10 protein-coding genes are annotated in these 13,646 nt (G+C 70.0%); 2 read left to right on the top strand and 8 right to left on the bottom strand.

Annotated features, from left to right (window positions below; translation table 11 throughout):
* Position 1: 1 nt before the first annotated feature.
* Genes AB0C28_RS41075 through AB0C28_RS41065 form a run of 3 tightly spaced genes read right to left on the bottom strand, consistent with a single transcriptional unit; the run spans position 2 to position 3,076 of the window.
* Positions 2-931, bottom strand: coding sequence for a DMT family transporter (locus AB0C28_RS41075; RefSeq protein ID WP_357858476.1), 930 nt, complete (start codon positions 929-931; stop codon positions 2-4).
* Entirely contained in the window at positions 928-1,914 is a 987-nt protein-coding gene (locus AB0C28_RS41070; protein WP_358080775.1) for a BadF/BadG/BcrA/BcrD ATPase family protein, read from the bottom strand. Before AB0C28_RS41070 ends, AB0C28_RS41075 begins: the two co-directional genes overlap by 4 nt.
* A 13-nt stretch (positions 1,915-1,927) precedes the next feature.
* Positions 1,928-3,076 (bottom strand): SIS domain-containing protein, encoded by a 1,149-nt coding sequence (locus tag AB0C28_RS41065; protein WP_357858482.1) that lies wholly within the window; start codon positions 3,074-3,076, stop codon positions 1,928-1,930.
* 119 nt (positions 3,077-3,195) lie between these two features.
* Here AB0C28_RS41065 and AB0C28_RS41060 point away from each other — a divergent pair, with 119 nt between their 5' ends.
* Entirely contained in the window at positions 3,196-3,954 is a 759-nt protein-coding gene (locus AB0C28_RS41060; protein WP_357858485.1) for a GntR family transcriptional regulator, read from the top strand.
* Positions 3,955-4,000: 46 nt separating this feature from the next.
* Here AB0C28_RS41060 and AB0C28_RS41055 read toward each other — a convergent pair whose 3' ends face one another.
* The gene (locus tag AB0C28_RS41055; RefSeq protein WP_357858488.1) at positions 4,001-5,038 is read right to left on the bottom strand and encodes a hypothetical protein; all 1,038 of its coding nucleotides are present in this window, start codon (positions 5,036-5,038) and stop codon (positions 4,001-4,003) included.
* 65 nt (positions 5,039-5,103) lie between these two features.
* Between AB0C28_RS41055 and AB0C28_RS41050 the strand changes: the two genes are divergently transcribed.
* Positions 5,104-7,623, top strand: a complete 2,520-nt coding sequence (locus AB0C28_RS41050; RefSeq protein ID WP_358080774.1) for a LuxR C-terminal-related transcriptional regulator — start codon at positions 5,104-5,106, stop codon at positions 7,621-7,623.
* Between the two features lie 25 nt (positions 7,624-7,648).
* Here AB0C28_RS41050 and AB0C28_RS41045 read toward each other — a convergent pair whose 3' ends face one another.
* From AB0C28_RS41045 to AB0C28_RS41030, 4 genes are all read right to left on the bottom strand, one after another.
* Positions 7,649-8,533, bottom strand: coding sequence for a carbohydrate ABC transporter permease (locus AB0C28_RS41045; protein ID WP_357858494.1), 885 nt, complete (start codon positions 8,531-8,533; stop codon positions 7,649-7,651).
* Positions 8,530-9,471, bottom strand: coding sequence for a sugar ABC transporter permease (locus AB0C28_RS41040; protein ID WP_358080772.1), 942 nt, complete (start codon positions 9,469-9,471; stop codon positions 8,530-8,532). Before AB0C28_RS41040 ends, AB0C28_RS41045 begins: the two co-directional genes overlap by 4 nt.
* 79 nt (positions 9,472-9,550) lie before the next feature.
* Positions 9,551-10,912 (bottom strand): extracellular solute-binding protein, encoded by a 1,362-nt coding sequence (locus AB0C28_RS41035; RefSeq protein ID WP_358080770.1) that lies wholly within the window; start codon positions 10,910-10,912, stop codon positions 9,551-9,553.
* Positions 10,913-11,061: 149 nt separating this feature from the next.
* Positions 11,062-13,239 carry an alpha/beta hydrolase-fold protein gene (locus AB0C28_RS41030; protein WP_357858503.1) on the bottom strand — a complete coding sequence of 726 codons (2,178 nt, stop codon included), beginning with the start codon at positions 13,237-13,239 and terminating at the stop codon, positions 11,062-11,064.
* Positions 13,240-13,646 lie beyond the last annotated feature (407 nt).

The raw sequence follows: 13,646 nt of genomic DNA, 5'->3' as shown, positions 1-13,646 counted from the left end.
GTCAGGAGGCGGGCGCCTCCGGTGACACCGCGCCCGCCGTCACGTCTTCCCCGCGCTTCTCGTCGGCGTACACCATCAGGGTCGAGCCGCCCAGGGCGAGCACGATGCCGACGGCCCCGTAGACCGACGGCAGCGTCTGGTAGACCGCCAGCGACAGCACGATCGTCAGGACGGGAGCGAGCGCGTTGGTGATGGGCGCCACCACCGCGGCCTTGCCCCGGCTGAGCGCCATCACCAGGAACAGCGCCCCGGCCGCGTTGAGCACCTGGGTCACCGCGGTCAGCGCGGGCGCCTGCCAGGGAGCCCCGCTGGGCAGCCCGCCCATCATCAGCACCGCCACCGGGATCAGCAGCAGCCCGCTGATCGTCATCCAGCCGAAGGTGGTGGCGTCGTTGACGCCGAGCAGGGCGGCCTTGCGCATGAAGAACGCCTGCGCGCCCCAGGCCACGCAGATCAGGACGGCCAGCAGCAGCCAGGGCCCGGTCGTGTTCGAGTCGTCGCTGCTGCCGGGGATGCTGAACAGGACGATCGCGGCCAGCGCGGCGACCGCGCCGACGACGGCGAGCCGCTGGATCCGCTCGCGGAGCAGGGCGATGGCCATGAGCACAGTGATCACCGGCGACAGGGACACGATCGGGAAGATCAGGTACGCGGGGCCGTTGGACAGTGCCTGGAACAGCAGGAGCTGCCCGCCCGCGCCCGTGAGTCCCGCGATGAGCCCGTAGAGGGCGGCGACGGGCCGCCGGTCGAACCGGTTGCCGCGCATCGCGAAGTAGGCGGGGATCAGCATGGTGAACGCCCAGATGACGTACACCATCTCGTCGGGATAGCCGTACAGGCTGGTCGGGAGGCTGGAGAAGGCGCCCCACACGCCCCAGAAGACGACGAGCAGGGTCGCGTAGAGGATCCAGCTCCGCTTGAGATCGATCATTCGCCTTCTCCTTGTCCGGCGGTCAGCAGGTGGTCGAGCGCGACCCGGTCCAGGGGGGTGCCGGCGAGTTTCGCCGCGTAGAGCGCGGCTCCGACGACCGGTTCGTACAGCGGGCGGCGCAGCTCGTAACCGGCGTGCAGGGCTTTCAGCTCCCGGGTGAAGGCATCGAGCACCGCCTCGGCGCTGAACGTGCCGCCGGAGTAGGAGACCGGTACGGGCTCGCCGGGCTCGAAGCCGAGCCGTTCACGGGTGGTGTCCACCAGCAGCGCCAGCTCGCGCCCGGCCTCGGCCAGGATGGCGGCGGCGCACGCGTCGCCCAGCCCGGCCGCCTCGGCGACCCGCGGGCTGAGTGCCGCGATCTCCCCGCGGTCGCCGCGCCACCGGTTGAACACGACGTCGATCACGGTGAGGTCCGAGGTGAGGGCGAGGTGGCGGCGCAGGACCCCGGCGAGCGGGCCTTCGGGCAGGCGTCCGTCGCTCATCCGGGTGAACGCGTTGAGGCCGCGGACCGCGATCCAGTACGCGGAGCCCTCGTCGCCGAACAGCTCTCCCCAGCCGCCGACCCGGACACCGCGGCCTGACCGCTCGCCGTAGGTCATGGACCCGGTGCCGCTGAGAACGTTGATGCCGTCCGCCGCCCCGAGGGAGCCGGCCCACCCGCACACCGTGTCGTTGTCGCAGGTGTAACGGTCGTGGCCGAGCACGGCGCGCGGGGCCGCGTCCAGGACGGGCAGGTCGCCGGGGGCCTCGCCGTAGCCCGGCAGGCCGAAGAAGGCGTACGCGATGCCGGCGGGTTCGATGCCCGCCTCCGCGCAGACCACCTCGACGCCCTGCCTGAGGGCCCGCTCGACGATGCCGATGCCTTCGGAGGCCTGGGAGAAGTAGTAGCTGCCGGCGGTCCGTGCCCGCCCCGCTATCCTCCCGTCCTGGTCGACCAGGCAGAAGGCGGTCTTGGTTCCGCCGCCGTCGACGCCGAGAAACATGCTGTCACCTCTGTCAGTGCTGCAACCGGTGCAGGGTGACGCCGTGCACCACGCGGTTGACCTCGCCGGAAGGGAACGGGTTGTCGGGCCGGATGCCACGGAGCACGGCGGCCTTGAGGCCGATGAGCTGGGCGCACAGGACGGCGGGCAGGGCCAGCGCCGCGTCCTCGACGTCCTCGGCGCCGAGGAGCGGCCAGCTTTCGCGGAGCGGCCGGCTTCCGTCCTCTGGCGCGCCGCCGACCGCGATCACACTGCCGGGCGGCATGGTGGCGCGGAGTTCGGTGAGGATGTCCTGGTCGTACCTGCGGGTGTACGGATCGTTCGACACGTACACGATCACGACCGTGCGCTCGTTCAGCACGGCCTTGGGGCCGTGGCGGAATCCGAGGGCGGAGTCGGAGAGCGCGACGATCTGCCCGCCGGTGAGTTCGAGCGTCTTCAGCGCCGACTCCGCGGCCAGGCCGCGCAGGGGGCCGCTGCCCAGGTAGACGATCCGTTCGGGGTCGCGGGCCAGGAGCGCGTCGATGCCCTGGTCGAGGATGCCGTCCTCGATGATCCGCTCGGCCGTGCGGGCCAGCCGCACGGTGAGCCGGGCGTAGGCGGGGCCGCCGAGGGCGAGCAGGGCGGCGAGCGTCATGCCGGTGAAGCTCGAGGTCATCGCGAAGCCGCGGTCGTTGGAGTCGGGCGGCATCAGCAGCACGTACGAGCCGGTCCGGCCCGAGTGCTCCTGGGCCAGCCGCCCCTTTGCGTTGCAGGTGATCACCAGGTGGCGCACGTCCGACAGGCACTGCTCGGCGAGTTCGGTGGCCGCGATGCTCTCCGGGCTGTCCCCGGAGCGGGCGAAGGAGACCAGCAGGGTGGGGAGGTCCTCGGCGAAGCAGCCGCGCGGGTCGGCCACGATGTCCGTGGTGTGCACGGCGTCGACCCGCCGCCCGAGCCGCCGCGTGAGCGTGGTGGCGAGCACCTGCCCGGCGAAGCCCGACGTGCCGGCGCCGGTGAGCACCACGCGGGCCGCGGCCGGCCGCAGGAAGGCGTCGAGCTCGGGCCGGGAGGCGGCGACGATGCCGTCGACCTCCCGCCAGACGCGGGGCTGCTGGGCGATCTCACGGACGGTGTCGTCGGCGCCGGTCGCGTGAGCCAGGCTGCCGAGAAGGCCGGTCACAGGAACTCCCTTGAGGTGGGGCGGTCGATCAGTGGCCGCGTTTCCCAGCTGACCACTAGCTGGAAGAGTACTGGTCAGGATTATGGCCGTCAATGGTCGTAAACTGGTATGCTTCTGGTATGCCTCCCTCTTTTCCGCAAGGTCTGCTGAGTGACGACGCCTTGCCGCGCTACGTCCAGATCGCCTCCCAGCTCTGGAGCGACATCACGGCCCGTGGCGCCAAGCCGGGAGACCGGCTGCCCTCCGAGCGGAGTCTGGCCACGCGCTACGCGGTGTCGCGGGACACGCTGCGCGCCGCGCTGAACGAGCTGGCGAGCCGGGGCCTGCTGGAGTCCGCCGCCGCCCGCGGGTGGTTCGTCACCGGGGCCGAGCAGGCCCCCACCCCTGCAGGCGGCCACACCGTGGAAGGCTTCGCCGACTACGCGCTGAAGCACGGCCTGGCGACCCGCAGCCGAGTGCTGGAGTCGGGCGCCAGGCCGGCGACCGTGAACGAGGCCGAGACCCTGCGGATCGGCCCCGGCGCCGCGCTGTTCGAGATGCGCCGCCTGCGCTTCCTGGACGGCCTCGTCGTCGTGCTGGAGCACAACCGGGTGCCGCTGGCGCTCTGTCCCGCGCTGGCCGGCACCGACTTCACCGCCGCCTCCCTGTACGCGACCCTGCGCGGCGCCGACCCGGCGCAGTTCCCCCGGGTCGCGGACTACTCGGTGGAGGCACGGCAGCCCCGGGCCCACGAGCGCGACCTGCTGGAGATCGACGACGGCACCCCCGTGCTGGTCGCCGAGCAGCTCACCTTCAACCAGGACGGCCGGCCGCTCGAACTGACGATCCAGGTCTACCGGGGGGACCGCTACCGCTTCCGCGCCTCCATCACCGACTGAGCGGCCGCGTACGACTCCCGGCCGACCCCGTTCGCCGGCCGTCGCGTCAAAGGTCGAGCGATCGGCCGAGCTCGGCCAGGTAGCGGGCCAGCGCCACCCGGTTGGCGAAGTACGCGCGCAGCTCGTCGTCCGGCTCGTCGGTGAGTCTGTCGACGGGGATCGCCGTCCACAGACTGCGCAGGACCAGCGCGGCGGCGAACCCGTCGTGCTTCATCACGCTGCCGTAGCCGTCGATGACGGCCTCCTGCACGGCGGGCAGGTCCGCGGCCGGCAGCAGGCCGTCGTGGACCCGCCCGATGAGCAGCTGGCCGAGGTCGAATCCGATGGCGCTCGGCGAGTTCCAGCTCCAGTCCACGGCGACGAACTCCGCCGAGCCGTCGGCGGGCACGAGCAGGTTCTGCGGGCTCGCGTCGCCGTGGACGCCGGTGTGCGGGAGCCGTTCCAGGGCCTCCAGGATCGTGGGGATCCGGCCCGCCAGGAAGGCGATGTCCTCTCTGAGCCTTTCGTCCGCGTACGGGGTGATGAGGGGGTGCCGCCAGACCTTCTCGTCCAACAGCGCCGGGATCATCAGCCGCGGGGGGACGTTCATGACGAACATCCGCAACGACGTGTCGGGGCCCTGCGCGGGACGCATGGCGGCCAGCTCGCCCAGCAGGCGGGCCGCGCGGTGGTAGCGGTCCAGGTCCCATGCGACCGGCGACTGCTCGACGTCCTCCAGCCACATGACCAGCCGGTCGTCGTCCAGCACGTCCAGCCTGCACAGGCGGGGCATGCGCAACCCGTCGGGCAGCGGCTCGGCGGCCAGGTATGCGTCGGCGTCCGCGCGCCAGGGAAACAACTCGCCCATCAGCGGACGCATGGCCTCCGGAAACTCGGCGAGCCCCTCCCACACGCGCAACGACCGTACGGACTTCACGAAGAACGACCAGCTCGCCCCGGACGTCGTGGTGCCGATGACGCGGTGCAGGCCGGCGGTGGACAGCGCGTACGAGGGACAGTCGACCGGCTCGACGCGTTGTTCGGCGATCTCGGCGGAGGGGTCATCCAGAGCCTGTCTGACCAGGTCGGTGAGGTCGTTGTGCATGGCACCAGCATGGCGACGCCGAATCTCCCTCGCTTGAGCCACCCTTACTCAAATATCCTCGCGGCATGTCGAGCACCTGGCCCTTCTCGGGACGCGGTGAGCAACTCGCGCGGCTCAGGTCCTCGCCGGCGGGTGCGGTGGTGCTCGGGCCCGCGGGAGCGGGCAAGACCAGGCTGGTGGCCGAGGCCGTACGCGACGGGCGGAACGTCGCCTGGGTCAGGGCCACGACGGCGGCGGCCGAGCTGCCGCTCGGCGCGTTCGCGCACCTGCTCCCCGCCTCGCCGCCCTCGGCCAACCTGCTCAGATGGGCGTCGGAGTCGATCACCGCCGACGTGCTCGTGGTGGACGACGCGCACGCGCTCGACCCGGCCTCCGCCGCGCTGGTGCACTTCCTCGCCGCGCAGCGGGCGGTGCGGCTCTTCGTCACGGTACGCAGCGGCGAACAGCCGCCCGACGCCGTCGTGGCCCTGTGGAAGGACGACCTGCTGCCGCGCCTGACCCTGGAGGCGCTGACCCGGGAGGAGACGGCGGAGGTCCTGGCCGGAGCCCTGGACGGCAGGGTGGAGTCCGGCTCGCTCACCCGGCTGTGGCGGCTCACCCGGGGAAACCCGCTCTACCTTCGCGAGCTCGTGCTGTCCGGGGTGTTGCGGGACGTGGGCGGGCTGTGGCTCTGGCACGGTCCGCTCCTGATGAGCACGACCATGCGGGAGACCATCGCCGCCAGGATCGGCGACCTCGACCCGGAGGAACGTTCCGCGCTGGAACACCTGGCCCTCGGCGAGCCGCTCGGGGCCGACCTGCTGGCCTCGCTGACCTCGCCCGCCGCCGTCCAGGGGCTGGAGGAGCGTCAGCTCGTGACCGTCCAGGCCGACGAGCGCAGGCTCGCGGTACGGCTCGCGCACCCCCTCTACGGCGAGGTCATCCGGGCGTCGTGCGGAACCCTGCGTACCAGGACGATCCTGCACACCCTGGCCGACGCCGTGTCCTCCTCCAGGCTGCGCAGGCGTGACGACATGCTCCGCGTGGCGGTGTGGCGGCTCGACGCGGGCGACCGCGCGGACCCGTCCCTGCTGCTGCGCGCCTGCGGCCACGCCCGTGCGGTGCGCGACCTGCCGCTGGCCGAGCGGCTGGCCAGGGCCGCCGGCGACTCGGGTGAGGCGTGGCTGGCGCTGGCCAGCATCCTTTACCTGCTCGACCGCTACACCGAGGCCGCGGAGTGCTACGCCCGCGCCTGGTCGGCGCCGCTGAGCCCGACGCACCGGATGGAATGCGCGGCGATGAGCACGCTCAACCTCGTGTGGGGGCTCGGGCGCCACGACACCTCCCTGCTCGGCGAGGCCATGGCGCGCACGTCCGACCCCGGCGAACGCCAGATCCTGCGCTGCTTCACCGCTTCCATCGGGATCTATACCGGCGACCTCCGCACAGCTCTGGCAGAAGTGGCCTCGGCCCACCGGTCGCCCGAGCCGCTCGGCAACGCCGCCAGGGGGTCGGTGCTCATCACGGAGGCCCCGCTGCGGACGGCCACCGGAGAGACCGCCAGGGCGCTGGAATGCGTCGCCGAGCTCATGACCCTCCTGGAAGAGGAGCCGCAGGCCAAGCCCAGCATCACCGGCATCGTCATCGACAACGGCGCGATGGCCGCGGCGATGTCAGGGGATCTCGACCACGCCGACCGGCTCGCCGCGATGCTGGCCAGCGGGGAGGAGTACGTCGGCTCGTGGAACCGGGTGAGCCTGCAGGCGTGCGTGCGCAGGGCTCAGCTGCTGCGGCTGCGCGGACGGCTGTCCGACGCCTTGGTCACGGGGGCCGATGCGCTGGTCCGGCTGCCCGGCGTACCGACGATCTACGCGGGACCGTGCCTGGGCGAGATCGCGTACGCCCACGCCCTGCGCGGCGACGCCGATGCCGCCGAATCCGTGCTCGCGCGCGCCACCGGCCTGGCGCTGTCCCTGGGACCGCTGACCGATCTGCCGCTGGAGTCCGCCAGGATCTGGACTCTGGCGGCGCGGGGCGACGTTCAGGGGGCGATCGAGCGGGCGCTGGCGGTCGCGGAGTCGCCGTACCTGATGTTCACGCTCTTCGCGCTCCACGACGTCGTCCGGCTCGGCCGTCCCGGTCTGGTCGCGGACCGGCTGGCCGCGCTGCCCGTGGACGGCGTGCTCGCGCCGCTGTTCGCCCGGCACGCGGCCGCCCGCACGGCGGGCGAGCTCCTGGCCGTCTCGGAGTCGTTCGCCCGGCTCGGCTTCCTCCTCTACGCCGCCGAGTCGGCCGCCCAGGCCGCCGCCCGTTTCGTGGAGTCGGGCGAGCCCCGCAGGGCCACCGGCGCCGAGACCTATGCCTGGACGCTCACGCGGCGCTGCCAGGGCGCCCGCACCCCCGCCCTGGTCGGCCTCTCCCTGCCCGGCCTCACGCCGCGTCAACGGGAGATCGCCACCCTCGCCGCCCAGGGCCTGACCAACCGCGAGATAGCCTCGCGCCTCGTGCTGTCCGTACGCACGGTCGCCAATACCCTCTACGCCGTCTATGAGAAGACCGGCACTCCTGACAGGAAGGCCCTCGCCGAGGTGCTGGAGTACCTGTAACCGTTTGAGTACCCCATGCGCATGCCTACCGGAGGCCGCCGACGGACAGTCCCCCGCGCCAGTGCCGCTGCAGGGTGAAGAAGGCGATGACGAGGGGGATGACCGACACGAGCGCGCCCAGGATGATGAGGCTCCACAGGGACGTGCTGCCCGCGTTGTTCGCCGACGCGATGCCCTGCCAGAGGCCGAGTCCGACGGTGACGGGGAAGAGGCGGTTGTCGGAGAGCATGGCGAGGGGCAGGAAATAGTTGTTCCAGGATGCCACGGCGGACAGCAGCAGCACCGTGACGATCGCGGGCCGCATCAGGGGAAAGGCGACCTGGAGAAACGTCCGTATTTCACCCGCGCCGTCGGCCCGCGCCGCGTCCAGGATTTCGTCGGGGACCGCGTCGCGCGCGTAGACGTGCATGAGATAGACGCCGAACGGGTTGAGCAGTGAGGGGAGGATCACCGCCCACACCGTGTTGGTCAGGCCGAACGCGGAGAACATCATGAAGGTGGGGATCACCAGGGCCGTCGCGGGCACCATGAGCGCGCCGAGCACGAGTGCGAAGCTGAAGCGTCTGGCGGCGAATCGGTATTTGGCGAATCCGTAGCCGGCCATGACGGAAAGGATCGTGGCGCCGACCCCGCCCGCGACCGCGTACAGCGTGGAGTTGAGAATCCATCGGCCGTAGATGCCGTTGTCGTAGCTGAACAACTGTCCAAGGTTGCCGAGATAGTCGATCCGGTCGGCGAACCACAGGGTGTTGCCGCCGCCGAACAGACCGGGGGCGTCTTTGGAGCTGTTCACGATGACCCACCAGAACGGCGCCAGGAAATAGACGACGAGAAAGCCGAGCAGTACCTGCAGCGGAAGGTGGCGTTGCGGGCGGCGGCGGGCCGTGGCGCGGGAGCGGGCGCTCGTCACAGGAAGCTCCTCCTTTTGCGGGTGATGAACAGGAAGGCGTAGACGCCGACGAAGACGATCCCGCCGAGGGCGAAGGAGATCGCGGAGCCGTAGTTGAAGTTCGCGAGGGCGAAGGCCTGCTGGTAGGCGTACATGTTCGGGGTGAAGTCCGGGCCGATGGTGCCGGCCGCGAGGGAGCGCAGGATCTGCGGTTCGTTGAAGAACTGCAGGGTGCCGATGAGTGCGAAGACCAGGATCAGGAGCAGCGCGGGGAGGATCAGCGGGATCTTGATGCGCAGGGCGATCTGCCATTTGCCGGCGCCGTCCATGCGGGCGGCTTCGTAGAGCGCCGGGTCGATGCCCTGGAGCGCCGCGTACAGGATGATCATGTAGTAGCCGGCCCATTGCCAGGTGACGACGTTGACCAGGCCGTAGAAGATCAGATTGCCGCTGAGAAAGTCGGGTGGGGTGGCGCCGAACATCCCGAAGATGCCGGAGAGCGGCCCGAAGCTCTTGCTGTAGAGAAAGCCCCACATGACGGCCCCGATGACCGTGGGAATCGCGTAAGGAAGGAAGATCATGAGTCGGGAGAAGCGAGTGAACAGCGAGGTCACGCCGTCCAGGATCAGGGCCATCGCGAGCGCGACGATGATCTGCAGGGGAATGGAGACCAGGGAGAAACGAATGACGAACCACGAACCGGACAGGAAACTCGGGTCGGTGAACGCCTTCACGTAGTTGTCGAGGAAGACGAAGCTGGTGCCGCCGATCAGCTTCTTCTGGAAAAGACTGAGATACAGCGCGTACGCGAGCGGCGCGATGAGCAGCGCCAGAAAGACGATCCCGAACGGCCCGACGAAGAGCCATCCCATCAGATGCTCACGAAGGCGCACCTTGCCGCGGACTTTGGGGCTCTTCTCCTGGGCGCGTGGCGCGCTGTTCTCTGTCAGGGTGGTCAACTTGGGCTCCGAGAGGTCGATGCTGGGGGACCGCGGGTGGGCCGGCCGGTCGAAGACGGCGCGGCCCCGCCCTTTCACGTCACTGAGCGGTGAAACCTTGCTCCTTGGCGTAGTTCGCCACGTCCTCCTGAAGCCGGTCGGCGGCCTGCGCGCCGGTGACGGAACCCTCGTTGAGCGCACTGACCTGCTTGGTCATGGCGTCGAAGTAGTACTGGCCGAACGGGCTGTAGGTGACGCCCTTGTAGGCGTTGGCCGCCGGGACGTAGACCTCCTTGTTGGCCTGCTGGCCGTCGAAGAAGGCCACCTTCAGGTTGACGAAGGCGGGGTCGTTGAGCGCCTTGAGGTTCAGCGGGAAGATGATCTGGTTGGTCCAGCCGTCCGTGAGCGACTCCTTGTCGGCGTAGAGGCCGTAGGCCACCTTCGCCGCGAGTTCGGGGTTCTTGGCCTGGCTCGTCACGGAGAAGGCGGATCCGCCCCAGTTCACCTGCACCGGGTTGGCGGCATCCCACTGCGGGAGCGGCGCCACCGCGAACTTGCCGGTGTCCTCGCCCTTGCCGACACCGGCTCCGGTGAGGTAGCCGGGCGCCCAGGCCGCCGAGATGTACGTCGCGTACTTGCCGTTGATCACCCCGGAGATGTACTCGGGGGTGAACTGGTCCTGCGTCCCGACCAGGCCCTTCTTGGCGAGGCCCGCCCAGTAGTCGAGCACGTCCTTGGAGCCCTGGTCGTTCAGCTTGATGCCGATGGTGCTCGGCCGCGCCGGGTCGTAGGCGAACGGAGCGGCGCCCTTCTGGATCTGCAGCGCCATCGTGAGAGCCGACACGTTCGCGGCGAAGTCGCCGAACTGCGGGCCGCCCGCGTCCTTCATCTTCTGCGCCGCCTGCTCGTACTCGGCCCACGTCTTGGGCGGCGTGATGTCGTACTTCTCGAAGAGGTCCTTGCGGTAGATCATCGCCATCGGCCCGCCGTCGACGGGCACGCCGTAGACCGCGTCGCCGACCGAGACGTCCTTCCACGCGCCGTCGCCGTAGTCGGCCTTGACCCGGTCGAAGCCGTACTGCTTGATGTCGACGAGCGACTTCTGGATCTGGAAGGTCGGGATCCGGTCCATCTCGATCATGATGACGTCGGGCGCGCCGGTGCCCGCCGAGATGGCCGTCTGGAACTTGTCGTACTCGTCGCTGCCCTGGCCGACGTTGGTCCAGCAGACCTGCACCTCGCTGTTCTGCTTGTTGAAGTTGTCGACGACGAGCTGCATGTTGGGGTACCAGCCCCACATCGTCACGGCCGGCAGGTCCTTCTTGGGGATCGTGTTCGTGCAGTTGCTCGCGCCGCTTCCGCTCGCGGCGGTGCTCGCACCGCCTTGCTCGCCGGGTGAGCAGGCGACGAGCGCGGTCGCGGTGACGATCAGGGCCGCCGTGGCGGGAAGTCTCTTCTTCATGGACGTGCTTCCTCTTCGGGATGGCGGCGCACGAAGGTTCGGTGGCGCCGCCGATGAGACGGGGCGACCGGCCGCGAGGGGGCGACCGGTCGCGACGGGGGCGGAGGACGGGGGTGGAGGACGGGGGTGGTGGTACGCGGCCCGCGTGCCTAGCGCCTGAACAGGCGCGGCGCCAGGTCGATGAGGTTCTTCTGCCACACGTCCCAGCCGTGCGGCCCGGGGGTCACTCCGTCGAACTCGTAGTGGATGCCCAGGCTGTCCAAAGTGCGCAGGGACGTCATGAAGGACGGGTACACGAAGTCGGTCTGGTCTCCGACGTACAGGCGCAGCAGCTTGGTCCCGGCGTTGATCGCCGCCGCGTCGACGCCGTCGCCGCTGCCGAACCCGGCCGAGAAGGCCGCGACGTAGGCGAACCGGCCCGGGTGCGCCTTGAGTACCCCGAACGTCTGCCCGCCACCCATCGACAGGCCGGCCAGGGCCTGCCGCGACGGATCACTCGAGACGTGGTAGCGGGCGCGGGCCGCCGGGACGATGTTCTCCAGCAACTCCCTGGTGAAGTCGGAGGTGTTGCCGTTGCCCATCACGACCACCATCGGCACCAGGTCGCCCTCCAGGAACTGGTGGTCCAGGATCTGCTTGGCCCGTCCCATCTCCACCCAGTCCGTGTAGCTCTGGCCGGCACCGTGCTGGAGGTAGAGGACGGGGTACGGCTCCGCGCGATCCGGGTCGTAGCCCGGTGGGGTCCACACCAGCGCGGTCCGTTCCGCGCCCGCCACGGTGCTCTGATAGGTCAGGCTCTCGACCTTTCCGCCCTGGCCTGCGGGGACGTCCGAGAGCAGGCGGGACCTCTCTCCAGAGACGAGGAAGGTGCTCCAGGTCGGCTCGGAGGTCACCTTCGTCGGGTTCGACACATCCTTGACCGAGGTCAGGTCGGCGATCAGCCGGTAGTAGTAGAACCACGGATCGAGCGGGCCCACCGTCACCCGCCACCGGTCGCCCGCACGGGACATCGGCACGCGCAGCCAGCTTCCGTTGGGAGCCCAGTTCGCCCATACCTTGACGCGCTGGGCGTCCGCGAAATCGGTCGTGGTCTCGAAGGTGACGAAACCGTCGCGCGTCACGAACGGCGTGGGAGTGGTGCCGGCCGGCGGCGGGGTGAACTCACCCTTCAGCCTCCCGTGACCGGCGCTCGGACCATGGTCGGAAACCCGGCGGAACAGCCGCGGCAGGAAGTCGATCAGGTTCTTCTGCCAGGCGTTCCAGTTCCCGCCGGCATCGGGGTTGACGCCGTCGAATTCGTACCTGACCCGGGCACGGTCCAGCGCCTTGGTCAGCCGGACGGTCGCGTTGTACGCGGGGTCCGTGACGTTCCCCGTGTACAGGCGCAGCAGCTTGGCGTGGCGGTCGATCTTGTTCGCCTCCGCCGGGCCGGCGGAGGACGGCGGGAGGCCCGAGAACGAGCCGGCGTAGGCGAACCGGCCCGGGCGGGTCAGCGCACGCAGCGCCCGCGCTCCGCCTTCGGCCACACCCGCGATCGCCTGGTGCCCGGGATCGCGCAGGACGCGGTAACGGTTCCCGACCGCCTTGCGGAGGTCCTCCTCCGGCCCGTCACCGTCGCTCATCACGACCACCATCGGCTCGATGGCCTCCTGAGCCGACAGGTTGTCGAGGATCTGCTTGGCACGGCCGAGGTCGAGCCAGTCGGTGGCTTTCGCACCGTCGCCTGACCGCAGGTACAGCACCGGGTACGCCTTCGGGCCCTGAGGCGCGTACCCCGGCGGCGTCCACACCAGGGCCGACCGCTGCCCATAGGTGAGGGTCTCGACCCTGCCGCCCTGGCCCTCAGGCACGTCCGCCAGCAGGCGTGCCGAGTCGCCCGCCACGAAGAACGTGCTCCAGGCGGGCTTGGACGCCACGCTGGTGCTGTTCGTCGGATCCTTGAGCACCTTGGTGTCGTCGCCCGTGACCTGGTAGGAGTACAGCCCCGGCTTGAGCGGGCCGAGGACGCCCGACCAGGCGTCGCCCCTGCGGGTGAGACCGAACTCCGCCCAGGCGAAGGAGGGGCCGAAATTCCCCGCGATGACGACCTGCGACACCTGGCCGACGGCGGCCTGGACGGAGGCGTTCGGGACGGTGAACGAGGCGTAGCCGTCCGCCGAGACACTCAGCCACGGCGTGTCCGCCACTGCGGGCAGCGGCGCGAACAGCGGCGCGGACAACGGCGCGAACAACATCGCCGCGATCGCCATGGCTCCGGCGGCGAGCACCGCCGGCAGCCGGCGCACGCCCAGGGGTCGTGAGCTGCCATGATAAGGTAAAGAGGGCATGCGGAAACTCCCTTTGACGGCTGGCCTCGATTGATCCTCGACCGGCCAGCCTGATCCAGCGGTGGAAAGTTCGTGGGTGTGGTTTCCGCACCTCCGTCCGTCAAGGGGTCAGCGTGCTCACCTGACGTTCGTTGCAGCGAGCGTCAGGTGCGAGAGGACGTCACTTCTGTACGTGACGCCACGCTCACAGAGTCTTCGGTGCCGCGATGGACCCGCGCGTCATCAGGCGGGCCGGCAGCACGAACGGCCGGGCCGGCCGCGCCGCAGGCTCGTCGCCACCGGACTCGCCACGCCGGCCTCACCAGCCGTAATCGTTGTCGGTTACGTTTGCAGCGCCAACGTAAGCGATCACGATTACAGAAACAAGAGCTTTCCGGTCGGCCGTATCTCGAATAAGACACGTGTCA

The organism is Nonomuraea sp. NPDC048892 (assembly GCF_040649735.1).
Classification (GTDB): domain Bacteria; phylum Actinomycetota; class Actinomycetes; order Streptosporangiales; family Streptosporangiaceae; genus Nonomuraea; species Nonomuraea maheshkhaliensis.
Note: the sequence above shows the minus strand (reverse complement) of the source record. Positions and strands in the feature narration are given on the sequence as shown.